This window comes from Bradyrhizobium genomosp. III, from assembly GCF_000261705.1.
In the GTDB taxonomy this organism is placed as follows: domain Bacteria; phylum Pseudomonadota; class Alphaproteobacteria; order Rhizobiales; family Xanthobacteraceae; genus Bradyrhizobium; species Bradyrhizobium ottawaense.
In genome coordinates, this window is sequence record NZ_AJQF01000282.1 from 24,346 (window position 1) to 48,257 (window position 23,912).

General features: G+C 63.8%; 27 protein-coding genes and 1 pseudogene. 19 read left to right on the forward strand and 9 right to left on the reverse strand.

What is annotated here, in order from left to right:
• The first annotated feature begins 99 nt into the window (after nucleotides 1-99).
• The 8 genes and pseudogenes from IC66_RS0123725 to IC66_RS0123750 all read left to right on the forward strand — a co-directional run bounded on the left by IC66_RS0123725 (nucleotide 100) and on the right by IC66_RS0123750 (nucleotide 9,035).
• On the forward strand, nucleotides 100-1,377 hold the full coding sequence (locus IC66_RS0123725) for a metallophosphoesterase family protein (protein WP_038949268.1): 1,278 nt from the start codon (nucleotides 100-102) through the stop codon (nucleotides 1,375-1,377).
• Nucleotides 1,377-1,967 (forward strand): annotated as a pseudogene (locus tag IC66_RS48410) (ATP-binding protein); the annotation flags it as partial. The gene IC66_RS0123725 and the pseudogene IC66_RS48410, both read left to right, overlap by 1 nt.
• 2,853 nt (nucleotides 1,968-4,820) lie before the next feature.
• On the forward strand, nucleotides 4,821-5,075 hold the full coding sequence (locus tag IC66_RS48415; protein ID WP_244429153.1) for a hypothetical protein: 255 nt from the start codon (nucleotides 4,821-4,823) through the stop codon (nucleotides 5,073-5,075).
• Between the two features lie 106 nt (nucleotides 5,076-5,181).
• Nucleotides 5,182-5,577: a hypothetical protein gene (locus IC66_RS48420; RefSeq protein WP_038949271.1), complete on the forward strand. Its 396-nt coding sequence runs from the start codon at nucleotides 5,182-5,184 to the stop codon at nucleotides 5,575-5,577.
• Nucleotides 5,578-5,602: 25 nt separating this feature from the next.
• Nucleotides 5,603-6,052, forward strand: coding sequence for a hypothetical protein (locus tag IC66_RS0123740; RefSeq protein ID WP_038949272.1), 450 nt, complete (start codon nucleotides 5,603-5,605; stop codon nucleotides 6,050-6,052).
• A gap of 4 nt (nucleotides 6,053-6,056) precedes the next feature.
• Nucleotides 6,057-6,806 (forward strand): SOS response-associated peptidase, encoded by a 750-nt coding sequence (locus tag IC66_RS0123745; protein WP_038949273.1) that lies wholly within the window; start codon nucleotides 6,057-6,059, stop codon nucleotides 6,804-6,806.
• Between the two features lie 127 nt (nucleotides 6,807-6,933).
• Complete coding sequence (locus IC66_RS49115) at nucleotides 6,934-7,410, forward strand: hypothetical protein (protein WP_349643740.1); 477 nt, start codon at nucleotides 6,934-6,936, stop codon at nucleotides 7,408-7,410.
• Nucleotides 7,401-9,035 carry an exonuclease domain-containing protein gene (locus IC66_RS0123750; protein ID WP_244429149.1) on the forward strand — a complete coding sequence of 545 codons (1,635 nt, stop codon included), beginning with the start codon at nucleotides 7,401-7,403 and terminating at the stop codon, nucleotides 9,033-9,035. Before IC66_RS49115 ends, IC66_RS0123750 begins: the two co-directional genes overlap by 10 nt.
• 212 nt (nucleotides 9,036-9,247) lie before the next feature.
• On the opposite strand, the gene IC66_RS47165 is transcribed toward IC66_RS0123750, so the two are convergent.
• On the reverse strand, nucleotides 9,248-10,939 hold the full coding sequence (locus IC66_RS47165) for a recombinase family protein (protein WP_083859324.1): 1,692 nt from the start codon (nucleotides 10,937-10,939) through the stop codon (nucleotides 9,248-9,250).
• Between the two features lie 240 nt (nucleotides 10,940-11,179).
• On the opposite strand from IC66_RS47165, the gene IC66_RS0123760 reads away from it, so the two are divergent.
• Nucleotides 11,180-11,449, forward strand: coding sequence for a hypothetical protein (locus IC66_RS0123760; RefSeq protein WP_038949275.1), 270 nt, complete (start codon nucleotides 11,180-11,182; stop codon nucleotides 11,447-11,449).
• Here the strand turns inward: IC66_RS0123760 and IC66_RS47780 are convergent.
• The 4 genes from IC66_RS47780 to ku all read right to left on the reverse strand — a co-directional run bounded on the left by IC66_RS47780 (nucleotide 11,435) and on the right by ku (nucleotide 14,046).
• Nucleotides 11,435-11,605 carry a hypothetical protein gene (locus IC66_RS47780; protein WP_085971794.1) on the reverse strand — a complete coding sequence of 57 codons (171 nt, stop codon included), beginning with the start codon at nucleotides 11,603-11,605 and terminating at the stop codon, nucleotides 11,435-11,437. The genes IC66_RS0123760 and IC66_RS47780 overlap by 15 nt on opposite strands.
• A 188-nt stretch (nucleotides 11,606-11,793) precedes the next feature.
• Nucleotides 11,794-12,090 carry a hypothetical protein gene (locus IC66_RS0123770; RefSeq protein ID WP_038949276.1) on the reverse strand — a complete coding sequence of 99 codons (297 nt, stop codon included), beginning with the start codon at nucleotides 12,088-12,090 and terminating at the stop codon, nucleotides 11,794-11,796.
• A gap of 263 nt (nucleotides 12,091-12,353) precedes the next feature.
• Complete coding sequence (locus tag IC66_RS0123775) at nucleotides 12,354-13,109, reverse strand: DUF72 domain-containing protein (RefSeq protein WP_312015371.1); 756 nt, start codon at nucleotides 13,107-13,109, stop codon at nucleotides 12,354-12,356.
• A 13-nt stretch (nucleotides 13,110-13,122) separates the two neighbouring features.
• Nucleotides 13,123-14,046, reverse strand: a complete 924-nt coding sequence (gene ku / locus IC66_RS0123780; protein ID WP_038949278.1) for a non-homologous end joining protein Ku — start codon at nucleotides 14,044-14,046, stop codon at nucleotides 13,123-13,125.
• Nucleotides 14,047-14,213: 167 nt separating this feature from the next.
• Between ku and IC66_RS0123785 the strand changes: the two genes are divergently transcribed.
• Together IC66_RS0123785 and IC66_RS0123790 are read left to right on the forward strand one after the other, a co-directional pair.
• Nucleotides 14,214-14,444: a hypothetical protein gene (locus IC66_RS0123785; RefSeq protein WP_049806610.1), complete on the forward strand. Its 231-nt coding sequence runs from the start codon at nucleotides 14,214-14,216 to the stop codon at nucleotides 14,442-14,444.
• The gene (locus tag IC66_RS0123790) at nucleotides 14,437-14,685 is read left to right on the forward strand and encodes a hypothetical protein (RefSeq protein WP_038949280.1); all 249 of its coding nucleotides are present in this window, start codon (nucleotides 14,437-14,439) and stop codon (nucleotides 14,683-14,685) included. The genes IC66_RS0123785 and IC66_RS0123790 overlap by 8 nt, the downstream gene beginning before the upstream one ends.
• A 505-nt stretch (nucleotides 14,686-15,190) precedes the next feature.
• Here the strand turns inward: IC66_RS0123790 and IC66_RS47785 are convergent.
• The 3 genes from IC66_RS47785 to IC66_RS0123810 all read right to left on the reverse strand — a co-directional run bounded on the left by IC66_RS47785 (nucleotide 15,191) and on the right by IC66_RS0123810 (nucleotide 16,102).
• Entirely contained in the window at nucleotides 15,191-15,361 is a 171-nt protein-coding gene (locus tag IC66_RS47785; protein ID WP_193375314.1) for a hypothetical protein, read from the reverse strand.
• Nucleotides 15,362-15,598: 237 nt separating this feature from the next.
• Nucleotides 15,599-15,844, reverse strand: a complete 246-nt coding sequence (locus IC66_RS47170) for a hypothetical protein (RefSeq protein ID WP_038949281.1) — start codon at nucleotides 15,842-15,844, stop codon at nucleotides 15,599-15,601.
• A gap of 33 nt (nucleotides 15,845-15,877) precedes the next feature.
• A complete protein-coding gene (locus tag IC66_RS0123810) occupies nucleotides 15,878-16,102 on the reverse strand; it encodes a hypothetical protein (RefSeq protein ID WP_038949282.1) in 225 nt (74 codons plus the stop codon).
• Between the two features lie 543 nt (nucleotides 16,103-16,645).
• On the opposite strand from IC66_RS0123810, the gene IC66_RS46405 reads away from it, so the two are divergent.
• The 5 genes from IC66_RS46405 to IC66_RS0123835 all read left to right on the forward strand — a co-directional run bounded on the left by IC66_RS46405 (nucleotide 16,646) and on the right by IC66_RS0123835 (nucleotide 20,990).
• Nucleotides 16,646-16,804: a hypothetical protein gene (locus IC66_RS46405; protein ID WP_157158080.1), complete on the forward strand. Its 159-nt coding sequence runs from the start codon at nucleotides 16,646-16,648 to the stop codon at nucleotides 16,802-16,804.
• 12 nt (nucleotides 16,805-16,816) lie between these two features.
• Nucleotides 16,817-17,377, forward strand: coding sequence for a sensor histidine kinase (locus tag IC66_RS0123820; RefSeq protein ID WP_083859326.1), 561 nt, complete (start codon nucleotides 16,817-16,819; stop codon nucleotides 17,375-17,377).
• A gap of 254 nt (nucleotides 17,378-17,631) precedes the next feature.
• Nucleotides 17,632-19,452 (forward strand): DNA ligase D, encoded by a 1,821-nt coding sequence (gene ligD, locus IC66_RS0123825; protein ID WP_038949286.1) that lies wholly within the window; start codon nucleotides 17,632-17,634, stop codon nucleotides 19,450-19,452.
• A complete protein-coding gene (locus IC66_RS42645) occupies nucleotides 19,449-19,946 on the forward strand; it encodes a hypothetical protein (protein WP_049806612.1) in 498 nt (165 codons plus the stop codon). The genes ligD and IC66_RS42645 overlap by 4 nt, the downstream gene beginning before the upstream one ends.
• 147 nt (nucleotides 19,947-20,093) lie before the next feature.
• Nucleotides 20,094-20,990 (forward strand): 3'-5' exonuclease, encoded by an 897-nt coding sequence (locus IC66_RS0123835; protein ID WP_038949287.1) that lies wholly within the window; start codon nucleotides 20,094-20,096, stop codon nucleotides 20,988-20,990.
• Between the two features lie 6 nt (nucleotides 20,991-20,996).
• Here IC66_RS0123835 and IC66_RS0123840 read toward each other — a convergent pair whose 3' ends face one another.
• Complete coding sequence (locus tag IC66_RS0123840) at nucleotides 20,997-21,179, reverse strand: DUF3606 domain-containing protein (RefSeq protein WP_038949288.1); 183 nt, start codon at nucleotides 21,177-21,179, stop codon at nucleotides 20,997-20,999.
• Nucleotides 21,180-21,380: 201 nt separating this feature from the next.
• On the opposite strand from IC66_RS0123840, the gene IC66_RS45315 reads away from it, so the two are divergent.
• The 3 genes from IC66_RS45315 to IC66_RS0123855 are packed head-to-tail and all read left to right on the forward strand — an operon-like array spanning nucleotide 21,381 to nucleotide 23,908.
• Complete coding sequence (locus IC66_RS45315) at nucleotides 21,381-21,665, forward strand: hypothetical protein (RefSeq protein WP_244429150.1); 285 nt, start codon at nucleotides 21,381-21,383, stop codon at nucleotides 21,663-21,665.
• Nucleotides 21,666-23,345 (forward strand): DNA polymerase/3'-5' exonuclease PolX, encoded by a 1,680-nt coding sequence (locus IC66_RS0123850; RefSeq protein ID WP_038949291.1) that lies wholly within the window; start codon nucleotides 21,666-21,668, stop codon nucleotides 23,343-23,345. It abuts the gene before it with no gap.
• Nucleotides 23,345-23,908 carry an MOSC domain-containing protein gene (locus IC66_RS0123855; RefSeq protein WP_038949292.1) on the forward strand — a complete coding sequence of 188 codons (564 nt, stop codon included), beginning with the start codon at nucleotides 23,345-23,347 and terminating at the stop codon, nucleotides 23,906-23,908. The genes IC66_RS0123850 and IC66_RS0123855 overlap by 1 nt, the downstream gene beginning before the upstream one ends.
• Nucleotides 23,909-23,912 lie beyond the last annotated feature (4 nt).

The following is a 23,912-nucleotide window of genomic DNA, read 5'->3' on the forward strand; positions in this document are numbered from 1 at the left end:
GGTCGGCTGCGAATATCGAGGATATCGACACTCTCGCTGAACCCCCCCGCTTCCGAGGTGCGGTAAACTCCGCTGATTCGAAAAGAAGCGAGCTGTTAGATGACTGCCTACCGTTTTGTCCATGCGGCCGACATCCATCTCGATTCGCCTTTGCGCTCGCTCGCCCTGCGTGATCCCGCGCTGGCCGAGTTCATCGGTAACGCCACCCGGCAGGTCTTCACTCGCATCATCGATCTGTGCATCGAAGAAAAGGTGCAGGCGCTTCTGCTCGCCGGAGATCTCTACGACGGCGATCAGACGTCGATGAAGACCGCGCGGTTTCTTGGCGAGCAACTTCGCCGATTGGATGCTGCTGGTATCGACGTCTTCATCATCCGGGGCAACCACGATGCTCTCTCCAGGATCACGAAGGAGCTCGTCTTTCCGCCGAACGTGCATCTTTTCGGCGGACGCGCCGAAGCGGTCGAGATAGAGCGGGACCGCGGAGAGCGACTCGTTGCAATACACGGTCTCAGCTTCGCGAAACCGCACGCCCCCGAGGGTCTCCTCTCCAAGTACCGGCCACCGGTCCAGGACGCGACCAACATCGGACTGATGCATACCAGTCTTGGCGGCTCACCCTCTCACGACGTGTACGCGCCGTGCTCCACCAGCGACCTCCTTGGATCTGGCTTCCGCTATTGGGCGCTGGGGCACATACACAAGCGATCGACGATCGAAGGATCCTGCGCCATCGTGATGCCCGGTATCCCACAAGGGCGGGACATCGGCGAGAGCGGACCCAAGTCCGTGACGTTGGCGAGTGTGCTAGACGACGGCTCGATTACGCTCGAGGAGCGGATCGTGAGCCTGGCCCAGTTCGAGTGGGTCATACTTGATGCTTCCGGAACGGCAACTTGGCACGATCTGGTCGCGCGGCTCGATACGTCGCTTGAGGACGCTGCGACCCGATCCGTCAGCGATCATCTCGTCGTGCGGCTCGCGTTTTCCGGAACGACGCCGTTGGCGTGGAACATGAGACGGGACGCCGATCTCCTGCGGACCGAGGCCGAAACTCGCGCGAAATCGCTGGGCGACGTATGGATCGACAAGCTCGAAATCGACTGCCGGCGTACGCAATCTGGCGCAACAGCGAGTACCGACCAGCTAGATGCTCTTCGAAAGACGATGAACGACGAGGTCGCCGCATCGGAAGGCTTCCAAAACGAGGCGACCGACACGGTCAAGGAGCTGCTGGCGCAGTTGCCGCCTGAGTGCCGGCGAGCCATCGCTCCGGACGAGGCCGCCCTCGAGAATCTTGTCGCGCGGCTCGCGGTAGAGGGCGCGGAAGAGGTCCTGGCGCGCCTTTCGATCGGCGACTCGGATGGAGCGCGCTGATGCGCATCCGCAAACTCGGACTTCGTCGGTACGGCAAGTTCACGGACGCTTTCATCGACTTCGGTGACCGGGTCGCGGGTTGCGCCGACCTGCACATCGTCTATGGGCCGAATGAGGCCGGGAAATCCACCGCGATGTCGGCGTGCACAGATCTGATCTTCGGCATCCCAGCCCAGAGCAGGTTCAACTTCCTTCACCCCTACGCAGCAATGCGTATCGAAGCCGAAGTGGAGACCTCGGGCGGGATCCGCAGGTTCTGCCGCATCAAGCGTCCTCACAACAGCCTGCTGGACGAGGCCGACAATCCGGTTCCCGATACGCTGCTTCCCGGCGAACTGGGAGGCCTCGATCGCGGCGCCTACCACACCATGTTCTGCCTCGACGACGAGACCCTAGAGGCCGGTGGGGAAAGCATCCTCGCCAGCAAGGGCGATCTCGGTCATCTACTGTTTTCTGCAACCGCCGGTCTGGCCGATCTCAGCGCCCGTCTCGGATCCGTGCAGGCGGAAACGGAGGCGTTCTTCCGTCCAGGGAAGCGATCGGGAGGTCTCATCGAGCTCAAGAAGAATTTGGCGGCTCTCAACGAGGAGCGGGAACGCATAGATACCCTCGCTACCGAGTACGCCCGCCTAGTGATCCAGCGCGACGACGCGGCCGCGTCCTACGCCGAAGCCATCGCGCAACGTAGCCGCACGCAGGCACGGATGGATCAAGTGCAGAGCTTCATCAACGCCTTGCCGCGGTTGCGGGGCTTGCGCGCCCTTCGCACCGAACTGTCTCCGCTCGCACGGTTGCCCGTCGCACCGTCGTCGTGGGGGCGGGATCTTCCGGCGTTGACGAACCGCGAGACGGCCTTGGCGGCGCAGATGCGGTCAGCGACCGAGACCATTGTCGCTCTGCAGCGTGAGCTCGATGGGCTCGTCGTGAACGCCTCGGCTTGCGCCATGAACAGCCGCATGGAATTGCTGACGGACCTGCGGGCACGGTACGTCACGGCGGCGAAGGACCTTCCGGATCGTCGGCTCGCCCTTGGACTTGCCGAGCAGAAGATCGCTCATGTTTTGACGCTGCTAGATCGGACGTCCGAGCAGGATCCCGCGCGACTTCTCCTTTCCACCGGCGTGACCGGATCTCTCCGTGACCTGATGGAGCGACGCTCGGGCGTCGAGGCGGCTCTTGCATCTGCCGAGGCCGAGTTCGCCAAAGCCGAGGGTGCGCTTGCGGAGGCCGAGGCGAGAGTATGCGAACACGGGGCGGGTCTTGACGAGGCGACGATTGCCGTCCTGTCCGCGACCATCGCGAGCGCCCGACAATCGGACGACGCGGCTCGGCTGCGGGAGGCCGACCGGATGCGCCGCGAGCGTGAGGACGAATTCGCCGATCGGCTGCGCGAATTGCTCCCCTGGACCGGTGGCAGGGACGATCTGTTCGCCGTTATGGTGCCCGAGCCCGACCAGCTTCAGCGTTGGGCAGCGGCCGAAACGCAGCTTTCTCGCGAGATCGACGCCGCGCAACTAGAGTTCGACCGCATCGACACGGAAGCGAAGCGCCTCGAGGCGAAGATTGGAGCGCTTGGCGCCGCCACTGCCGTCGTCAGCGACCAGGAAACTGCGGAGGCCTGGTCCGCCCGCGAAGCCGCCTGGGCCGAGCACAAGAAGGCACTCGACGCAGGGACGGCCGCCGAGTTCGAGACCGCGATGCGGAAACTGGACCTGATCACGGAACAGCGATCCCGTCATGCCTCCGCAATCGCGGACCTCAATCGCGCGCTTCTAGACAGTGCCGATGTTCGCACGCGGCGGGAGCAGGTCCAGCGGCACCTGGAAGAAAGTCTCGCAAGACGTGCGACGTTGATCATGGACGTCGAGAAGTCGCTTCGAGCCGTAGGGAACCGGCTGGACCATACTGTGGGTCTGAGCGGTTTGAATCTTTGGCTGCAGAAGCTCGACCGCGCGATCGGGGCCGAGAGAAAACTCGCGGCAGCCGAGCGAGAATGGCAGCAGGTCCAGGACGCCGCCGCCTCTTCGTGCGAGCGCCTTGCCGAGATGCTCCGCAGGTCGGGCCTCGAGGTTCCGCGGAGCGACGACATGGCGGCGATGCTGTCCGCGGGACAAGCAGCTCTGGATCGCGCAGCAGGCGCCAAGAACCTACGAGCGACCCTCGAGGATCGAAGGCGGGACCTGAACTTCCGCGAGACACGGCTCGAGGAGGCGAGGCTCGCAGACCGATCATGGCGCAAAGCATGGCAAGAGGCTTGCGCGGCATGCTGGCTGGGCGAGCGCGGCAGAGCAGCTACGACCGCCGTCGTGCGAGAAACCTTGGAGGCGCTTGCCGTATTGGGATCGGCGCTGGAAAGGAAAGCAGAACTTGCCGATCGCATCGCGAAGATGCAGCGCGACCAAACCCAGTTCGAGGCCGAGGTGGAAGCGCTCGCTGGAGCGATCGGCCTCGCCCGAGGTCGCCTTGACGTACTGGCACTCTGCGAAGAAATCGTGAACTCCATCGCCTCCGAAACGAAGGCGCTGGAGCGTCGGCAAGAACTCGAGCAGCGGCTCGGCAAAGAGCAGGACAAGGCTCGCTCGCTCGGAAATGACATCGCGGAGGTGCAGAGCCGAACGGACCTCATGATGAAGCACTTCGATGTCGGCTCCCTCGCGGAAGTCGAAGGTTGTCTGCGCTCGCTCGACCGCAGGTCGGACCTCCAAACGCGTCTGGAGCAGACGCAGCGAGAGATAGTCGAGGTGATGAAGGTCGAAACGATCGAGCAGGCCGAAGACGCCCTCGACGCGCTACAACAAGGTTCGCTGGAAAGTGAACTGATCGAACTGAAAGCACGGTTCGAGGACGAGGACAGCCGAACCCGCGATCGCTTCGCTGCACTCGACAGGGCAGAAGCCGGCATAGCCGGGGTGGGCGGCGATGCGGCGGTGGCCGTCCTTGAATCCAAGCGACGCACGATATTGCTCACCATCGAAGAGCAGGCGCTCGAGTATCTCAAACTGAAGCTTGGGATGGCCGGCGCCGAGAGGGCCCTGCGGGCCTATCGCGAGCGTCATCGAAGTTCGATGATGGCACGGGCATCAGGGGCATTCGCACTGATCAGCCGTGGCGCCTACTCAGGACTCGCCACTCAGCCCTCGAACGGCAGCGAACTCCTGATCGCAAAGGGATCCGACGGCGGCTCGAAACTCGCTTCCGAGCTGTCGAAAGGAACGCGATTTCAGCTTTACTTGGCGCTACGTGTCGCCGGCTATCACGAGATCGCACAAGCCCGCTCGCCAGCCCCCTTTCTTGCGGACGATATCATGGAGACATTCGATGACTTCCGGGCGGAGGAGGCCTTCCGCTTGCTTGCCGCGATGGCCCGCAGAGGTCAGGTAGTCTACTTCACCCATCACCGTCATCTCTGCGAGATCGCGAAAGTCGTTGAGCCTTCCGTCAAAATTCACGTCCTGAAGACCCAGTCGCTCAGGGGATGGGCCGTGTCTGTTCTCAGAGAGGCTGGCGCGATCCGGGAGTGCGAGGAGCATGGTTGGATGCAGGACGTCGGCGACCCGCATGCCCGCGAGCGAGCTTTGGATACCGCGCGTCGGGAGCCGCCGGCCGGGTTTTCCGACAGCGCAGCCATAGCTCTGGTCGGTGAGGTTCTGGAGGATTTCGGCGACAGGTGCCCCGAATGCAGCCGAGCATCGGGGTGAGGTTCCGGCAAGCCTCTCTCGGCGCTTAGGACGACCGCATAAGTTTATTTGCCCTGCGGGTCCTCGTCCCACTCGACTCAATGTTCTTGTTATGTTCTATTCCAGCATGAGCGACCGACCCGCGAGCTGGCGCATGCCGAGACCGAAGCAGATGGATAAAATGGCCGCTCTCGTCGGCAGAAAGGTACCGCAGAAGCCCGGTTTGGCGCCCAACAGCGATCTACCGGCAGAGTACTGGCAGGCAATACTGGACGACCCTCGAGCCGATGGGCGGTCGGTCCCCTCCGGAGCGACGCTGCGGCTCAGCCAAATTCCGGGACATCTCTTGAGAGTGGGATGCCGCCGCTGCTCGAGGCTGGTCGAGATCCAGAAGGCAGACGCCGTGCGCCTCTATAGTCGTGAGGCGCTCTGGAAGGATGTCGCGCGGCGGCTCTTGGACAGTACCTGCGCGGAGCGGACTGGGCGACATGAAGAAGACGGCTGCTGGCCTACGCTCGAGTAGCCGTCGGCGCGGCCGGGATGTTGCTATGCCACCGAAACATCATCCGACGCCACTTTCCGGCGGCGATCGCAAGGCGCTCGCCAAGGAGCTCGGCCGCTCGCGCGCTATGACGACGATTCTTGCGACGCAGGCCGGCGAGACCCGTGCCAAAGGTGAGGCCCTCATTCGTCAGGCCGACAAATTGCTCTCCGAGTCGTGGAATGAACGGATCTGGGCGGACGGCGGGCCGATCGACCCTTCTCCCACGATCGACCAAGCCATCAACGGCGGCTATAGCTGGCTACAGATCGAATGCTCCCGCTGCAAAGCCGCCCGCGACGTCGACATGGCCACGCTGCGCCATCCGCCGACCACTTTCGTCCACGACCTGGCCAGCCGACTTCGCTGCAGCAAGTGTGCAAAGGCGGAACGACGACCGGCCGCCACCCTGCTGCAACTGGCGGTGCGGGCGCGCCATCCGGACCAGGAGATTTGAAGACTTGTGCAATCTCTATTCGATCACCACCAACCAGGCCGCCATCAGCGCGCTGTTCCGCGTCGTCAACCGCTACGTCGGCAATCTCGCGACGATGCCCGGCGTCTTTCCCGACTACACGGCGCCGATCGTCCGCAATGGCGCTGCAGGTCGGGAGCTCGCGACCGCCCGATGGGGTATGCCGTCGTCGTCGAAGGCGCTCATGGACGCGACGAAGAAGCGGGCCGAGAAACTGCAGGCAAAGGGCAAACAGGTCGATTTCAAGGAATTGCTCCGGATGGAGCCGGATTCCGGAACCACCAACATCCGGAACGTGACGTCGAAGCATTGGACACGGTGGCTGGGCGTCGAGAACCGGTGTGTGGTGCCCTTCAACTCATTCAGCGAGTTCAACAAGGCCGAGGGCGGCGACATCTGGTTCGCGCTCGACGAGACCCGCCCGCTGCTTTGCTTCGCCGGCATCTGGACCAACTGGACGTCGGTCAGGAAGGTCAAGGAAGGCGAGACCACCAACGACCTGTACGCGTTCCTTACGACGGAGCCGAACGCCGAGGTCGGCGCCATCCACCCGAAGGCGATGCCGGTGATCCTAACGAAGCCCGCCGAGGTCGAGACCTGGATGACCGCGCCGGCGGAGGAAGCCCTGACGCTGCAGCGGCCCCTACCGGACGGGACGTTGAAGATCGTTGCTCGGGGCGCGAAGGAAGACGCTGCGCCGGCGACCACCGAAGTCCACGGCTCGAGCTACCTGTAGCGCCTAGGCGCTTGACTCAGAGGACTTCTCTCGAACAAAAATAGAACAAACGATTCCTGCCGCGAAGGTCTGCTTGGCCAAACTGCCCCAACTGCCCGTCTACTATTACCTGAACCACTTCACCGAAATGCTGGGGTTCGTGCAGCGGACGTACGCCTCCGTGCTTGGTCCGGAGCATCACGCGTTCGTAGCGCGGTTCGAGGGCCTTACGAGAGATGCGCGATGCCTCTTGGTCCGCATGATCAACAGGCGGGGTGCCATATTCAACCGATCCCTGTTCAGCTACCCCGAGATCGATGACGTCGAGAGTGCGGCAGCCGATCTGACCGCGGCCGGTCACGCACGCAAGCTCGGCGAGGCAGACTATGCGGCCTTCGTCTCATCCCTGCCGAAGGACATCCTCGTCACCGGAGCGCAGGCGGCGGGCGAGGAGACGTCCGCAAATCCTGGCCGAAGCCGAAGTTCGTCGACTACTACCTGGAGCGCATCCCTTTTTCGGTCGCCGCGCAGCACTGCGGCGCCCGCAACTTCATCGCGCTCGACGGGACACAGCCGATCGAGTTTCTGCTCTACCTCTACTTCGGCAAGACCGAGGTGGATCTGAAGAACTTCGCGCTGCGCGACCTGGGAATCCTCCGCACCAACCAAGAGACCTCGTTCAGCGCGCGCTTCACCGATGCCGAGGAGGCGCTCGCCTCGTTCCATTACAGCAAGGTTCTGGACAGTCTGGAGGACGGATCGGAGCCTGCCCACAGACGGGCGGCCGTCGACGTGCTCGGCGGACCCGCCTGCATGACCCAGTTCGCCGCCGATCTCCGCAGCCGAGCCGCGCATCGAACTGGGCTTTTCTTCGAGAAAGCAGGCGAAAGGGATCTCGCCCTTACGCTTTATCGGGCGGGGTCTTCGCCGGACTGCAACGAGCGACTGGTCCGACTGCTCTACAATGAGGGCGACAAGACAGAGGCCGAAGCGCTGCTGCAGCGCATGATCGATGATCCCGCCAGCGACGAAGAACACCTTTTCGCTACCGACTTCTATGCCCGCAAGTTCGGCGGACGGCGCACGGGTCTCCACACCGAACTTTTGCGGTCCGGCCGCACGATCACCGTAGACGACACTCATCGCGGCAATCCCGAGGCGGGCGTCGCCGGCGTGCTGCGGCGCGAGGGCACCAAGGTTTTCTTCACCGAGAATGTGCTGTGGCACAGCCTGTTCGGCCTGCTCTTCTGGGACGAGCTCTTCGAGAGCACCCGGATGCCCAGCGGGTTCGATTGGCTACCTCACTGCCTGAAGGATCGCAGCTTCCGCCGGCTCTTCGCCGCGACGATCGACGAGAAGCTGGCAGCCATCGCATCCGGATCCGCCCTCCCGTTGATCCTCCGCACCGTCGCAGCGAGATGGGGCCGCCCGAACGGGATCTTCGGCTGGGATCACGTGCAAGTGGAGGCGCTGCGCGCGCTGCTCGAAGGGTCCGATCCGGCTGGCGTCGCCAGCATCCTCGGCAGCATGTGCGACGACTTCCGCGGCATGCGGGACGGCTTCCCCGACCTCATGTTGGTCCAGGACGGCAAGGCGTCCTTCATGGAGGTCAAGGCCGAAGGGGACGTGATCCGCCGCAATCAGCTGACCCGCCTCCGCCAACTCGGCGACGCCGGCATTGTGGCCGAGATCGGTCGGGTCGACTACCGCTTCGACCCCGAGCAGGATTACGTGGTGGTCGACATCGAGACCACCGGCTCATGGTCGAACGGAGACCGCATCACCGAGATCGGCGCGGTGAAGGTCCGCAACCACCAGGTCGTGGACGAGTGGCACTCTCTCCTCAACCCGCAGCGTTCCATTCCAGCCAAGATCGTCCAGCTGACCGGCATCACGAACGAGATGGTTCGCGACGCGCCTTTGTTCGCCGAAGTCGCGGATTCCTTCATGCAGTTCATGGCCGACGGCATCTTCGTCGCCCATAACGTCAGCTTCGACTACGGTTTCCTCTCCTACGAATTCGAGCGGATCGGGCGGCGCTTCAGATTTCCGAAGCTCTGCACATGTGCCGGGATGCGGCGGCGCTATCCGGGACACAAGTCCTACGGACTAGGGAAGCTCTGCGAGATCTACGGCATATCACTCGACAATCACCACCGCGCCCTATGCGACGCGCGGGCCTCCGCCCAGTTGTTGAATCTCATCAACCAGAAACGGAGTGAGGAGAGATATATCGGCGAGGCCGCCTAGCGGTTCGAGCAATGGGGCGACTTGGAGACGACCCAGAAAAATTCCGATAAGGCGAAATTTTGTCTTGCTCCGTCGGGCAAAACAGTGGTTCATAACGCGCTGGTCCTAGCGAGACGAAGGAGCCAGCCCGATGGCGAATGACGTGGACACCTCCTCGGAATTGTCCAAGATCGCGAAACTGAACGGTGACTTCCGAAGGAATTACGGCACTCTCATCGGTGCAATTTTGTACCTCCGCACCGTGAGCGCCGCCCGCCGAAGCCCTTGGCTGTGGGCTGGCCTGATCTCGATCGCTTTTTCGGCGGTGCTGAGCTGGTTGGGGCGGCACGAGTGGATTTTGCCAGCGTTGCTTTGATGGCCGCGAACAGTGTCCCCCTTTCCCGGTAAAGCGCTCCGCGATGGCGGCGAAGGGAGCTTGATGCAAGCCAGACGTAGCGTCCCGACCTCAACGAGGCAGGCAGTAGAACGTAATCCTCGATCTCGCGATTTGCCGCATCCAACCGCATCACGGCAAGCAGGCCGGATGAGATCTGCCTTCGATAGGCCTTCCATTGCGCAGCGTGATCCGTTCCCCGTCGCGCCAGCCGTCGCGCGACGAGAAACGAAACTACGCGCCTGCCTTCGACATCGACGCCGATCCCTTCCTGAGCGAGCTCCGGCCGAAGACCAAGGTCCTTTCGCAACACCTCCGCGAGCTCGGTTGCGTGCCTCGCCTGTTCGGCAGCCCAAAACTCCCGGGTGCCGATCCAGTCGCAGTCGCGCGGCGACACGTAGCCGATCAGCGCATAGGCCTTCCGCAGTGAACCGAAGTGCTTCACGTAGGAGGAGACGTGATTGAGTCCTAGGGTTTCGTTGATGATGCGGGAATTGAGCTTACCGCGCCGACGGAGCGCAAGGCGAAGGCGCAGCAACATCTCGTCTTCCGGAATCTCCACGCGGCGCTCGGCAAGCAGCTTCTGTGCGCGTGCGAAGATGCCCGGGTCCACGATAGGCTCGATCGCCGCAGCGCCCCGGACCCAGGCGTGATCCGGGTTTTTAACCAGCTTCTGCCCTAAGCGTCGCGAGGTACGGTTGTAGACGGTCTTGCCGATGTAGTTCTCGTTCGCGAGGATGGTCGGGATCATGCCGTCGGTCCACGGCCGACCGTTGTGATTGGCGATGCCGGCATCGTTCAGTTGGCGCCGGATGTCGCTGTAGGATTTCCGGCCGTTGACGAACTGGTCAAAAATGATCCGGACCACGGCTGCCTCCTCGACGGAGCCGGGCTGCAGTCGAACGCGGTCCGATTGCAAAGCCTTGAACTGGCCCTTTTCGAGGAAGCCCTTCGGATGCTCGCTCTCGTCGACCATCAAGCGCCGGAGGCCGTAGCCCACGGGAGCGCCGACGCGGTATCCAAGGCTCGCGACCCGGCAGTGCCCCGCGTGCACCTTGACCGAAAGTTCTCGGCTCCACTCTGCGGCCATACCGCGCTTTAGGCTCTTGGCGATTCCGGAGACGAATGTGCCGTCGTTCTTGAAGAGTTCGGCGCAGTATTCGACCTGCACGCCGCTCCGCTTGCACAAGAATTCGTAGTAGGCACTCTCGTCGACGTCCTGGAAGCGGCCCCAGCGACTGACGTCGTAGACGAGGATGTGGTCGAAGTCGGCTTGCCCCGACTGCACGTCCTCAATCAGCTCAATGAGACCCGGCCGTCCCTTGATCCGGAGGCCGCTGCGGCCCTCGTCCGAATAGGTGCGGACGATTGTAAGAGCGTTCGCCTCGGCATAGGTGGCGATTGCTGCCATCTGATTCTTGATCGAGTAGCGTTGGAGTTCCCTCGACATCCGGACGTATTGCGCGGCGCGACGCGCTCGGGTCCGCCTCGCCAAGCCTGTCCCCTTGGGAACGACGAGCCAGTTACCCATGCACCCCTCCTGCTACTTCAGAGGCACCAAGCCTAGCAAATACACCTCGCGCGTTCGGGCTGGCAACGCCGATCAAACTCGAGGCGGCCCGTTCCATCGGGCCAGCGCCTCTGGTTTATGCACAGCGACGCGGAACAGGGGGACAACCCTCAGCCCTACCGTTTGCGAATCTCTGACCCGTGCTAACCGCCCGGAACTAGCAGGAGGGCGGATAGATTCGTCCTGGCAGGAGCGACCTCGATGCCGATGACGGAGGAAAGGCGACCGGCGATCCGGACGCTGCGCGGCTGGGCGATCCACGTGCTGCAGGAGGCGGGCGCTATCCGCGAATGCGAGGAGCACGGCTGGGCTAGGGATCGGGCCGACCCTCATGCGCGCGATCACGCATTGGACATCGCCAGGCAGGAGCCGCCCGAGGGTTTGTCCCCGGACCAGGCCGCCCAGGAATTGCGCGACGTCTTGAATTCTATCGGCGATACGTGCCCTGAGTGCCTTTCAAGTCCCGATTAGTTCGGCTGTCGCGCTTTTCGCGTGGCAACGGATGCGGGCGAGTTCGAGCCAAGCCTGCGCGAGCCGGAGCCAGCGCTGCCGTTCGGAGCCATCCGCCAGGACGGCTTCCTTGATCGCCTCTTCCGCACGGCCCTTAGGATCGAACTCGTCACCCATGATGCGGAACGTCGTAGCCTACTAAGGTAAACGGCCGGTGGCGCTCAGCTCCGTACGAATCCGGGGGCGGTCCCGCACGCCTCCGCCTCCAGCCGCACTGCGGAGCATCCCGTGCGCGGCAGCGTATCAAGACGATCGGACGAGATCGTCCGGACTGTACGCCGCCCTAGGCCGACCCGGGCCCCGCGTCACTTGCTTTCGGGCTTCTTGGCCGGCGGGCCGCTTTTGTTGCCCGGCAGCCCTTTGATGTTGGACGTGTCCTGCTGCTGCACCGTTGGATTCTGTTGGTTGAGCGTGGTGCTGGAGCCGACCGTATCGCCAGGCTTGGCAGCAGGACCATTTTTGTTGCCGGGTTGGCCCGCGATGCCGGCGCCCGAGTTCTGGGCGCTTGGCGCGGTCGAGACGTCGGGTGTTGTGGTTTGGGCAATTGCGGCCGGCGCCGAAAGTGTCAGAGCGAAAGCAAGTGCGCTTGCGACAGACCTCATGACTGATCCTCCCTTTTGGGGCTTCGAAGCGCGTCTCGCGGCTCCGATCAGTTCGAACGTGCAGTTGCCGCCTGCGTTCCTCTTCAACTCGCCGCCTGAAGCCGCGGCAGCTTCCGTTCGTCGACCTGCATGAGCTCGTGGTGGAAAGTCCGCGCTGGCTGGCAAGAAGATGTCGCCGAATAGGAGAGGCGCAGGCGCGCGAAATTCAAGGGCTCTCGGTAAATGCAGGATGTGAGGGAAACCGACTTCTGCCAAGAGGCCTTTCAAGGGCGCAAATCGAGTGCGTTCTGGAGTGCTGCGCCGGCGGCGGTGTTGTCGAAGATGCACCAGGTCTCGCCGGACGGTGCAGCACCGAGCCGTGACTTCAGTGCGCGAAGGTATGCCCCGTCGTAGGCGGAGTAGTAGATACGCGGCGTTCCGTGGAGCCGAAAATAGCGCAGTCCCGGCCACCCGCCCGGCAGGTCGGCATCTGGCACGCGCGCCGGGTCCGCAGCGACGCGGCTGATCCGATGCTCCCTGAGCCAAGCACCGACCTCGGGCGTGAACCAGCTGACGTGACGTGGTTCGCACGCGAGAGCGGCTGAGGTCCCTTCCCGCAGTGCGCCGAACAGGAATTCCGCGTCTGACTCAACGAACATCTTGCGAGGCGCAAACTGAACGAGCAAAACCCCCAGCTTCGCACCGAGGCCGGCGCTTTCTTCGATGAACCGATCGAGTTCAGGTCGCGCAAGCCGTGACGAATGAGTGACAGATTTCGGCACCTTCACCGAGAAGCGGAAATCATCCGGCGTCGCGCTTGCCCATTTCTCGTAGGTCGAACGCCGGTGCGGCTTGTGAAACGATGAGTTGATCTCGGTGGCGTTCAAGACCCGCGCGTAGCGCTCAAGGTGGCTACCTGCGCCGCCAACCCTTTCCTTGCAGTTTTGAGGAACATTCCACCCCGCTGTTCCGATCCGAAGCCCAGCCTTGACATGCGCGTCCTCTTCCCGTGTCAGTCCGCAACTGTCATCAGGAGCCACGGGATTCCGGACCTCAAGCCGACTTCCGCCGCGCTCCTGCTGCAGGCTTCTTCGCGGCATCCTTTGCAGGCTTCTTGCCGGCTATCGGCATCAGCATCTCCTTCTGGCCAGCTGACGCCTTCTTCGACTTCTTGCCGGGCTTGGCCTCCGTGGTCGGTGCGGCTTCTCGCCCGACGCTCTGTCGCAGCGCTTCCATTAAGTCGACGACGTTCTCGCCCTTGGGCCGTTCCTTTGGCCGGATGGCCTTGCCCGCGCGCTTCTGGTTGATGAGATCGATCAGCGCGGTTTCGTAATGGTCCTCGAATTTCTCCGGATCGAACCGCCCAGCCTTCTGGTTCACGATGTGCTTGGCGAGATCGAGCATGTCCTTAGTGACCTTCACGTCCTGGATCTCGTCGAAATACTCCTGCTCGCTGCGTACTTCGTAAGGGTAGCGCAACAGGGTGCCGACAAGGCCCTTGTCCATCGGCTCCAGCGCAATGATGTGCTCGCGGTTAGTCAGCACTACCCGCCCGATCGCGACCTTGTCCATCTCGCGGATGGTCTCGCGGATCACTGCGAAGGCGTCGTGGCCGACCTTGCCGTCGGGGCGGATGTAATAGGGGCGGATCAGATAGCGCGGGTCGATGTCCGACCTGTCGACGAACTCGTCGATCTCGATGGTGCGCGTGGACTCCAGCGCGATCTCCTCGAGCTCCTCCTTGGTGACCTCGATGAACTGGTCCTTCTCGAGCTGGTAGCCTTTAACGATGTCCTCGTTCGGCACCTCATCACCGGTGTCAGCGTCGACCTTGAGGTACTTGATGCGGTGGCCCGTTTGCCGGTTGAGCTGGTTGAACGAGATCTTCTCGCTCTCGGAAGTGGCCGGATAGAGCGCGACCGGACAGGTCACCAGGGACAGACGCAGGAAGCCTTTCCAGTTAGCGCGGGGGGCCATGTACGCAGAACTCCGGTTCGAGGCGGCTTGGATTCAAGACGAACGGCAGGCGGCAGTTCCGACAGTCCAGCCGCCGATCCCGGAGATTCATTCAGTGCCCGCTGCCGCGCCATGGGAATTCGGCGGGAGCCTCTTGACTCCTCGGAACAAAGCGGGAACATAATCGGATGAACGCCACGTCCGACCAGGCCGCATCGGCCCCTGACGGTCTTGAGGCCGCCGCGGACCAGGCGATCGCGGCCTGCGGAGGCGACGCCCGGCAAGCCGTGAAGGCCCTGATCGTGGCCAACGACTTCCTCGAGACCCAGCTCGAAGAGCTCCGGTCGAAGGTGTCCACCGGCTACGCCCGCGGACGGCTTCCAGGAGCGCGAGAACGCAAGGATGAGGCAGATGGCTGAGGTGACCTACTATGTCGCTCTACCGTTCGTTTTCTCCGACGACGGCGTGGCCGCCGGGGAGCCCGCGGAGTGCCTGAGCGCCAACGCCGCGGTGATGAGGGCCGAGGCGCTGTCCCGAAAGCCCGGCCACGCTGGCGCCATCGCGTTCAGTCGAACCGGAGATCCGTCGAGCGGGGACTTCAGCGACGCCAGGCTGATCCGGAAGTTCGGCGAGGTCCCGGACGATCTGAGCACGCTGTGAAGCTCGACTGGATGAGAACCGAGATCACGCGCATGCGCGGGCAGATCCGAGCTCAGGGGTGCGCGATCCGAATGCTGCAACGGGCTGGCGTCGCGACCGCCGCGCCGAGCTCCTGCTGGACCGGATGCGGGCGAAGGTGGACGACCTCTGCCGCGAACGGGATACCCTGAGGAAGGGGCCCCGAGAGGACTGCTGCAGCCACGCGAAGTTGAGCTGGCTCAAAGCGAACCGCACCGGCTGGTCTAGAGTTGGTTTCGTACCGAGCGGCATGAGCGCGCGCTCCGGTGCTGTTACGGTTGCGGAGACCCGGACTCCTAGGCACTCCGGGCTCCGCCTCAGTTTTGCGACCGCAGACACGGTGTCGGCTCCGAGAGCGACCCGCGGGCATACGTTCGATGGAACGAAGCCCGGACCTGCGGGTCGGACGGCCAAAGCATTTGACAGTTTTGAGAGCGCGATCGGCCTCGGCGGCAATACGGCTGCCGAGGCCGATCTGCATTCCGTCCTATTCCGCACTCGGCGTGGCGGCCGCGTCTCCTGGCGCCAGCAGACTAAGCGCCGTCTCGAGCTGCGCGAGCAGCCGTTCGATCTCCTCGCGTTCGTTGGGACCGGGATCGTGCTCCAGCCGCTCCATGAGCGCCTGCTTGCGCGCAAGCAGCTTTGCCAAGGTCGACATCGCACCTCCCGCGTGTTGGGCGTCTACAAACGAATTGGTGCTCCACCGAGCAACTTGCCAGTCCCTGAGCGGACGAACCGGATCAGGCGGAGCGCTGGGTCCGATCGGCCTCGCTTCGCTCTCCGAGCAGCTTGCCGGTCGTGCTGCTCAGCGCTTCCTCGATCATCGGGTCTTCTCGTCTTCCATCGCCTTCCCGGCCCGCTTTCTTCGAGCGGGTTGCGGTCCTTCGCTCATGCGTCAGCCGTCCTTCAGCGCGTCCTTCACTTCGCTCGCCGGCCAGCTCCCGCCGGCGGGCCGGACACGCACCTTCGCGCTGCCTCCGACCAGCTCGTGCGTGGCCACCTCGTCCTCGGATTCCACCACCGTCAGATCGGTCTCGGGCTTCCAGTCGAGCGTCAGGTCGAGATCGCCCGGAAAGATCTGCCAGCGCGAGCCGTCTTCGAGCTCGACGATGTGGCTCTCGGAGTGCGAGCGGATCTTCATTCGAGGCGTCCCTGAGGCCAAGGCCCGCGGCCGCTATTTCCGCCCTCCGGGCGCCTGGGCATTCGAGTCGTTCGGGTTCTTCTGCTTGTTGGCCTCATGATGCCCGATCACGCAGCCCGCGGCGGCACCAAGCTTGCCGTGCCCGGCCATATGGCCCGCAACGCCGCCGACGATGGCGCCCTTGATGCAGCCCTTTGCGTTCGCCGGTGAAATCGATGCCAGTGCAACCAGGCACGCAGCGGCCAGGATAGGTTTCATGATCGTCTCCACTTTCAGGTTGACCTCTGATCCATCAAGTCGCCCGTGCGAGGTGCGTTCCGAGGGCCGCGACTCCGGCGGCCCATCCAGTCACGCAGCGTCTCGCCCGCGACCGGCGAGATACGGCCCCGCAACGCGCAGCCGTCCAGCTTCCTCGCTGCCGCAGCGCGAGCAGCGAAAGGATACCTCAGGCTGAGCAACCATGCTTCTCTGCGCGCTCACGGCCATCGGCCACGCACCGCATCGGGGACACTTCACCAGCAGATCGTTGGTTTCCAACATCGCGACGGCTCCTCAGTACGCCCCACAGCTCCGCCAACGACCAGAAGAATCCCCCGTTCCCTGCGCCTCGCGCAGGACTGAATAGCCGTTAGCTTCGAGCCGACCGCGCCCCCTTCTGTACCAAATGATACAAACGCCTGCCGTGGCCGTGCTATGGTGGCCGAAAGGGGCTCGGCTCGCGTGGTAGATCGTCTGAAGGACTCACTCGCCGGCTTGGAGCCGCCCGCCTGCGTGAACTGCAGGGTCGAGATGATATGGATCATGTCGACGCTGGTTCGCCAATCGTCCGCAAGCACGATTTTGCATCGCTTCGTCTGTCCACGTTGCAATGGCGTGAACGACGTAGAAACCGAGTTCAAGCCGATACGCGTTCTCCCCGACAAGCTGACGAAATGGCGCGGAGCGGCCAACGCGGCTTGAGACGCATAGGCAATGGGGAGCGCACGTTGTCGATCGGAACATGGAGCCCGGAGGGCACGTTGCTCCGATGAAAGCGATCCGGCCGTACAAATGGCGATCGCGTCGGCGGTGAGCCGGGTGGACGTGGTCGCGAAGGTCCACGACCGCTTGCGCGATACCGCCGACAGCAGCCGCATCGCGCTCGCGCCGTACATCCAGTCCCTGTGCGGGAGCCTCGCCGACTTCCATCGCGGCGTCCGCGCCATCACGATCGGCGTTCGCTGCGACCATATAGAGGTGCGAAGCTCGCAGGCGGCCTCGATCGGGCTGATCGTCAACGAACTCGTGACGAACTGCTTCAAGTATGCGTTTCCGGAGAGGCGCAGCGGCGCAGTGCAGGTTGACGTTCGCGCCAGGAACGGCCACGTCCTAGTGACGGTGCAGGATGACGGCGCGGGCTGTCCGGCCGAAGTCAAGAGCGGGCTAGGCACCCGGCTCGTCAGCCTTCTCGCGACGCAGATGAAGGGCACCGTGGTGAGACGGCCTCTTCCGCAGGGCTGCGAGGTGCAGGTCTCCCTCGCACTCGACGCCTGACTCCCGCGCGCATCAAATTGAAGCTGGCCGGGACCGCAGACCGGTTGTCATAGACCGTGGAGAACGACCCAGCCATTGACCTGCGGCGGAGACCCGCGTGGCAAGCAGGCTGATCCGGAGGTCGGCGACGCCTCACGATCTGAGGGGCAGGGCGCTCCCGTAGGGCAGCCGCTGCACCGATCCCAGCGACTCGCTGCCAACCCCCGGCCGCGGCGGCAGGACGGAACGATTCCGGCGGTGCGCGTTGAGTCCGCATGTGTGCCGTGGCGTTGCGTCAGTCTCGTTCGGGAGTACCGCGCGTTGCCGGCGCGCGCAAAGCTGCTATTCCAGGTTATATCGAGCCGTGTGATCCCACGTTGCGCGAGAAACCGCCACGTGGTCAGGATTGGGTCTACGAAATCAAGGCCGACGGCTACCGTGCGCAACTGCATCTGGAAGCTGGCGATGTCACCGTCTATTCGCGCACGGGACTCGATTGGACCGAGCAGTTTTCCTCGATCGCAGCCGCGGCTCGCGAGCTGAAGGCGAAGAGCGCGATCATCGACGGTGAGGCCGTCGTCTACGGCCCGGGCGGCCTGCCCGACTTCCAGCAACTTCGGCGCGAGCTCGGGCGCAAACGCAGCGAGCGTGTGCGCTATCACGCCTTCGATCTCCTGCACCTCGACGGGTACGATCTACGCGGGGCGGCGTATGAGGATCGCAAGCAGTTGTTGCACGAGCTTCTGAAGGCGGCGCCGGAGACCTTCATCTACGTCGAGGCTCTCGAAGCCGACGGAGACAAGGTCTTCTTGAAAGGTTGCGAGCTCGGTCTCGAAGGTCTGGTCGCCAAACGGCTCGGCCAGCTCTACCGCTCGGGCCGGCAGGAGACCTGGATCAAGCTCAAATGCAAGAAGAGCGAGACGTTTCCGATCGTCGCGTTCGTCGAGAAGCTCGGAGCTCACCCGCGCAAGATAGCCTCCCTTTACGTGGGCCGCCGTGAGAACGGCAAGCTGCTCTACGCGGGCAAAGTGCGCACCGGCTACACCGAGGCAGCCGCGCGCGAATTGCGCGAGCGGCTGGATCCGCTGATCCGCCGCACATCGCCGCTGGACATGAAGGTCAAGAAGCCGAAGGCCACCTGGGTCGAACCGAGCGTGAATGCCGAGGTGGAGTATGGCGCGCTGACCGACGATGGCCTGCTGCGAGAGGCCGTCTTCAAAGGACTTCGGGACGATCTTCCGATGCGTAAGGTGAAGGCGCCGCGCCTGGTGCCCTCTTCCGGACGGCCGAAGCTGGGCATTCCCAAGGAAAACATCCTGCAGCTTCTTCCCGACGCGGTCGTGCCTTCCAAGGAAGAGCTTGCGGACTACTGGGAGCGGGTATGGAAGAAGGCGCTCCCGCATCTCGGCCACCGGCCTCTCAAGATGGTGAGGCACCTTCACGGCACCACTTTCTACCACAAGGGGCCGCTTCCGAAGGATATTCCGGAAGCCGTCCACCAGCTTCGCATCCAGAAGCGCGAGGGAGGCCAAGGCACGCGCCTGTGGGTCGACAGCCTGGATGGCTTCCTTGGCCTGGTGCAGATCGGAGCCGTCGAGCTGCACCCCTGGAATTCGACGATCGAGGATATCGAGCACGCGGACCGCATCGTCATCGATCTCGATCCCGGCGACGGCGTTGACTGGGGGCAGGTCGCCGACACCGCGCTCGAACTCCGGGCCTTCATGAGGCGCGAAGGACTGAACGCCTGGCCGAAGCTGACTGGCGGCAAGGGCATCCATCTGGTGGCCCCGCTTGATACGCCGATGCTGCACGATCAAGCGCATCGCTTCGCGCGCCGCCTCTGTTCCGACTTTGCCGCGCGCCAGCCCGAGCGCTACCTCCTTTCGGCGCAAGCGAGGCGCAGCGGCCGGATCTTCCTGGATTACCTGCGCAACGGACGCGGCACGACCGCCATCGGCACCTATTCGCCGCGAGCGCGCCCATCCTTTCCGATCGCTGCGCCCGTCACCTGGGCGCGCATCGAGAATGGCGTCAGGCCGGACGCGTTCACGATGGACAGCCCATTTCGGGCGAAGCAAAGGAGGCCCTCATGACGGACGCCTTCGACCGTTGGATCGAATGGGCCAACAAAAAGCCCGGCGACAGACCAGGGCTCCCGTCCGAGATCCACGCCACTCTCGCCTCTCTCCCTCGAGAGGATCGTGTCGACCGGCAGAAGGTCAACGCCGCCGTCGAACATCGGGCCGAGCTGACTCGGACCGGAAGGACGGCCTGGCTTTATCTCAACGACTACGAGCATGGAAAACAGCGGAATGTCGGCGATCCGGAATGGGTAAAGGTGTTCGCGTCCGCAGAGGCGGCCGACCGATGGTTCGACAAGCACGATCCGGAGGGCGTTGCCTGGGAATACGAGGTCGATGGCGGGCAGCGGCAAACTTCCGTTTGGATCCATCTAGCCGATGAGAACTCCCGAGCGATCGGCGACGCCTCCTGGGCCAAGCTCTTCGCCTCCAAGCAGGCCGCCGACAAGTGGCTCGAGCAGAACGCTCCCAACGGTAGGGCCTGGTCATATCCGGTCGACGATTGAGCTGAGCACAAGCGCGCGGGCATCGGTTGGTCCGGGGCGAAGCGGCAGCCCGCAGCAGGGCTCTAATGGGCCGATGCCAGCCGAAAAGCCCGTGAATCGCTTGTTTTTCAAGTACCTCCTGGCGAGATATCGTGCCAAGCCATATCCATGCTTCGGGACACCACGAATCTGGCCGCGATGGCGGAGGCCTTGAGCCGGTCGGCGGACTACCGGGTGCTGCGGCGCCTGGTGCCGCGGCCCGCGTACCAGCCGACCGTCGGGCAGGATTGTAGGACGGGCATCCTTCTGGACACCGAGACGACCGGCCTCGACCACGCCAAGGACGAGATCATCGAGCTCGGGATGGTTAAATTCGACTACGCTGCGGACGGGCGGATCATCGGTGTCCGCGACACCTTCTCCGCCTTCAACGAGCCTAGTGTGCCGATTTCCGCGGAAGTGACGGCACTCACGGGCATCACAGATGAAGACGTGGCCGGCCACAAATTCGACGATGCGGCTGTGACCTCATTCGTCGACGACGCAGTCATCGTGATCGCACATAACAGCAGCTTCGACCGGATGTTCGCGGAGCGCTACTGGCCTGTGTTCGAGCACAAGGCCTGGGGCTGCAGCATGAGTGAGATCGACTGGCGCAAACACGGCTTCGCGGGCTCGCAGCTCGGCTATCTGCTGCACGGAGCCGGCTACTTCCATCAGGCACACCGGGCGGTCGACGACTGCCACGCTCTGCTGGAGGTTCTCGCTCTCGAACTGCCGACGACGGGCTCGCCGGCGCTGGCCCTGCTGCTGGAGACCGCCCGCAAGCCGACGATGCGGGTGTGGGCGGAGCAGACCGCGTTCGAGCTCAAGGACTCGCTGAAGCGGCGAGGCTATCGCTGGAACGACGGGAGCGACGGGCGCCCCAAGTCCTGGTTCATAGACGTCCACGAGGCCGCTCTCGACGACGAGATCGCCTTCCTTCGTACCCAGATCTACATGCAGGACGTCGAGCCAACCGTGCAGAGGCTGACCGCCTTCACGCGGTTTTCCGGCAGGATTTGACGGAATCTAGCGGCCGAGGCGCTTCTCGACGCGCTTGCGGGAATTCCCGACCTTCTTGACGGCTTTCTTCACCGCCGATGCCGAGCGGCCGGTCTTCTTCGCTTCGTAGCGGATTTCATAGTCCTGTCCCTTGGCTACCCGCGCTCGGTCCTGTTTGCGCCCTCGCGCGGTCTTCTTCTTTGCAGCCATCGGGTACTCCTATCGCGAATGATTAATGAGGGTGCAACGCCGCCAGGATTCGCAGGTTCCACACCCGTTTCCTACCTGCCGGCTGACGGGCCGGGTTGTTGCGGCGAGCGCCGTTTATACGGCCCATGAGCTGCTCGCCGCGTCTCCCGCAAGCTGGAGGCCCGCTTCCGAACCATAGACGACAACGGACGTTATCGAATCATGTCAGATGCCTTTGACTATTTTCGTGCCTATGCCGTCCGGGCTCTGTGCAAGGCCCGCTCGATGCCGCAGGGCAAGATGAAGCACCTGCAGCTTGTGGTGGGACGAATTTATAACCTCCTGAAGAAAGAGGCCGCTTACGCTCCAAACATGCAGCACCTCGAGGACTTCCGCGCAGCGCAGAAGCTCGAGAGGTCGCTCGATCGGGAGGCTGACGTGGTCGCGAGCGATCGACGTCGTGTCGCTCCACCGGCATCGCAGCACATGGGGCGGGAGGCTCATTGAGTGCCAGCCCTCGACACCCGCGCGGTAGCAGGCCTCCTTCGAGAATATGCGCAGCGCAGCGCCTTGCGCGGCGGCAATCCGTACCGCGTAAAAGCCTACGCTCGGGCCGCGGATAGCCTGACGGCTCTTGCCGACCCGCTCGATGTGCTCATCGCCGAGGACCGGCTCACCGAGATCCCGGGCGTCGGCGATGCTATTGCCGACATCATCACCAAGGTTCACAAGACGGGCAGTCACCCCAGCCTCGAAAAGCTGCGGAAGGAGATTCCGGCGGGCGTGCTCGAGATGCTCGCTGTACCCGGCCTTCGTCCGGAGAAGGTGCTGCGCCTGTACAAGGATCTCGGGATCGGCTCGCTCTCGGAGTTGGAGGCCGCCGCCAAGGGCGACCGCATCAAGAAGGCGAAAGGACTCGGCGCCGCGCTACAGACCAAGATCCTGCAGAACCTCGCGATCGCCAAAAGCGGAGAAGGCCGCCTCCACCTGCACCGCGCTGCCGCGCTGCTCGCGCATTCGAAGGACTCGATCCGCACGTCACGCCCCGAACTCAAGCGTGTGACAATCGCCGGCGATTTCCGCCGCGGCTGCGAACTCGTCGGCGATCTCGCAATCGTTGCGGAGGCTGCCAAGCCGGACAAGACGTCCGTGCCATCGGCCGAAGGACTGCAAGTCCGCGTGTCCGACCGAAAGCACTTCGGTGCTGCCCTTCTCTTCGCCACCGGCTCCGCCGCTCACATCGAGCAGCTCCAAGCCTTGGCCGCCGAGAAGGGCATGCGGCTGGACCCTGGCGGCCTGCACGAGGGCGGCACGCTGATCGCCGGCGAGGAGGCGGACATCTACCAGGCGCTCGGGCTGCCCTTCATCGATCCCGAGCTCCGCGAGGGCCGCGGCGAGCTCGAACTGGCTCTGAAAGGCAAGCTCCCGAAGCTCGTCACCGACCAGGACCTGCGCGGCATTCTTCACTGCCACACCGATGCCTCCGACGGCACCGAGACGCTGGAGACCATGGCTAAGGCCACGCGCCAGCGCGGCTTCGAGTACTTCGGCGTGGCGGACCATTCCAAGTCTGCCCACTATGCCGGCGGTCTCTCCGTTGAGGTGATCGCGCAGCAGCACCGGGAAGCCAATCGACTGAACAAGCGCTTTGGCAAGGACTTCCGGATCCTCAAGGGTATCGAGTCCGACATCCTGGCGAACGGGTCGCTCGACTATGACGACGACGTTCTCGAGCGCTTCGATTTCGTGGTCGCCAGCATCCATGGGCGCTTCAAGCTGGATCGCAAGGCGCAGACGCAGCGCCTGCTTCGGGCCATCTCCGACCCTCACACCACCATCATCGGCCACATGACGGGGCGGCAGCTCCAGCGACGGCCGGGCTACGAAATCGACGTAGAGAAGGTGCTGCGGGCGTGCGCCAAGCACGACGTTGTGGTCGAGATCAATGCCCACCCATGGCGTCTCGACCTGGACTGGCGTTGGCACCAGGCCGCCCTCGACTTCGGTTGTATGCTGAGCATCAATCCCGACGCGCACTCGATCCCCGAACTCGACCACATGCACTGGGGCGTTCAGATGGCCCGCAAGGGCGGTGTCCCTGCCGACCGGGTCCTGAACGCGATGACGCTCCCGGAGATCACGCGCTATCTGCGTCAGAAGCGGCGCTCGCTCGCGCGCGCCGCCTGATGTCGCAGGGGCACGATCTGGCGCTCGCGGGCAGGGTCGTGGCGGTCGCCGCCGAGCGCGGGCACCACTTCAGCAAACCAACTCAGGAGCGCATAATGCTGGTGCAAGGCCACGGCGTCGAAGGCGACGCCCACGCCGGCCCTTTCGTCCGGCACCGCTATTTGGCACGCCGCCGGCCCCGCCTGCCCAATCTCCGGCAAGTCCACTTGATCCCGTCCGAACTCTTCCCGTCCCTCCTAGAAGCTGGCTTCGAGGTTGGCGCAGGCGACCTCGGCGAGAACGTCACCACCGCCGGATTGGATCTCGAACGGATGCCACTCGGGACCCTGATTGAGCTCGGGCCGTCCGCGGTCGTCGAGCTGACGGGCCTCCGGACGCCCTGCGTCCTCATCGACCGCTTCCGATCTGGCCTCAAGCGGCAGGTCCTCTCGTCGGCGCAAACGGGCCCTCCGTTCAAGTCCGGGGTGCTGGGCGTGGTACGGGTTGGCGGGACGGTCGCGGCTGATGATATCGCGCGGGTTCGCCTTCCATCCTCCTCGTTTCGGCCGTTGCCGGCCCTGTAGAGAG

What these genes read in the sequence shown, in the direction of transcription:
- IC66_RS0123725 (WP_038949268.1), top strand. Translation starts at nt 100, where the DNA reads ATGACTGCCTACCGTTTTGTCCATGCGGCCGACATCCATCTCGATTCG.
- IC66_RS48420 (WP_038949271.1), top strand. Translation starts at nt 5,182, where the DNA reads ATGAGCGACCGACCCGCGAGCTGGCGCATGCCGAGACCGAAGCAGATG.
- IC66_RS0123740 (WP_038949272.1), top strand. Translation starts at nt 5,603, where the DNA reads ATGCCACCGAAACATCATCCGACGCCACTTTCCGGCGGCGATCGCAAG.
- IC66_RS49115 (WP_349643740.1), top strand. Translation starts at nt 6,934, where the DNA reads ATGCTGGGGTTCGTGCAGCGGACGTACGCCTCCGTGCTTGGTCCGGAG.
- IC66_RS47165 (WP_083859324.1), bottom strand. Translation starts at nt 10,939, where the DNA reads ATGGGTAACTGGCTCGTCGTTCCCAAGGGGACAGGCTTGGCGAGGCGG.
- IC66_RS0123760 (WP_038949275.1), top strand. Translation starts at nt 11,180, where the DNA reads ATGCCGATGACGGAGGAAAGGCGACCGGCGATCCGGACGCTGCGCGGC.
- IC66_RS47780 (WP_085971794.1), bottom strand. Translation starts at nt 11,605, where the DNA reads ATGGGTGACGAGTTCGATCCTAAGGGCCGTGCGGAAGAGGCGATCAAG.
- IC66_RS0123770 (WP_038949276.1), bottom strand. Translation starts at nt 12,090, where the DNA reads ATGAGGTCTGTCGCAAGCGCACTTGCTTTCGCTCTGACACTTTCGGCG.
- ku (WP_038949278.1), bottom strand. Translation starts at nt 14,046, where the DNA reads ATGGCCCCCCGCGCTAACTGGAAAGGCTTCCTGCGTCTGTCCCTGGTG.
- IC66_RS0123785 (WP_049806610.1), top strand. Translation starts at nt 14,214, where the DNA reads ATGAACGCCACGTCCGACCAGGCCGCATCGGCCCCTGACGGTCTTGAG.
- IC66_RS0123790 (WP_038949280.1), top strand. Translation starts at nt 14,437, where the DNA reads ATGGCTGAGGTGACCTACTATGTCGCTCTACCGTTCGTTTTCTCCGAC.
- IC66_RS47785 (WP_193375314.1), bottom strand. Translation starts at nt 15,361, where the DNA reads ATGTCGACCTTGGCAAAGCTGCTTGCGCGCAAGCAGGCGCTCATGGAG.
- IC66_RS47170 (WP_038949281.1), bottom strand. Translation starts at nt 15,844, where the DNA reads ATGAAGATCCGCTCGCACTCCGAGAGCCACATCGTCGAGCTCGAAGAC.
- IC66_RS0123810 (WP_038949282.1), bottom strand. Translation starts at nt 16,102, where the DNA reads ATGAAACCTATCCTGGCCGCTGCGTGCCTGGTTGCACTGGCATCGATT.
- IC66_RS46405 (WP_157158080.1), top strand. Translation starts at nt 16,646, where the DNA reads ATGTCGACGCTGGTTCGCCAATCGTCCGCAAGCACGATTTTGCATCGC.
- IC66_RS0123820 (WP_083859326.1), top strand. Translation starts at nt 16,817, where the DNA reads ATGGGGAGCGCACGTTGTCGATCGGAACATGGAGCCCGGAGGGCACGT.
- ligD (WP_038949286.1), top strand. Translation starts at nt 17,632, where the DNA reads ATGTGTGCCGTGGCGTTGCGTCAGTCTCGTTCGGGAGTACCGCGCGTT.
- IC66_RS42645 (WP_049806612.1), top strand. Translation starts at nt 19,449, where the DNA reads ATGACGGACGCCTTCGACCGTTGGATCGAATGGGCCAACAAAAAGCCC.
- IC66_RS0123835 (WP_038949287.1), top strand. Translation starts at nt 20,094, where the DNA reads ATGCTTCGGGACACCACGAATCTGGCCGCGATGGCGGAGGCCTTGAGC.
- IC66_RS0123840 (WP_038949288.1), bottom strand. Translation starts at nt 21,179, where the DNA reads ATGGCTGCAAAGAAGAAGACCGCGCGAGGGCGCAAACAGGACCGAGCG.
- IC66_RS45315 (WP_244429150.1), top strand. Translation starts at nt 21,381, where the DNA reads ATGTCAGATGCCTTTGACTATTTTCGTGCCTATGCCGTCCGGGCTCTG.
- IC66_RS0123855 (WP_038949292.1), top strand. Translation starts at nt 23,345, where the DNA reads ATGTCGCAGGGGCACGATCTGGCGCTCGCGGGCAGGGTCGTGGCGGTC.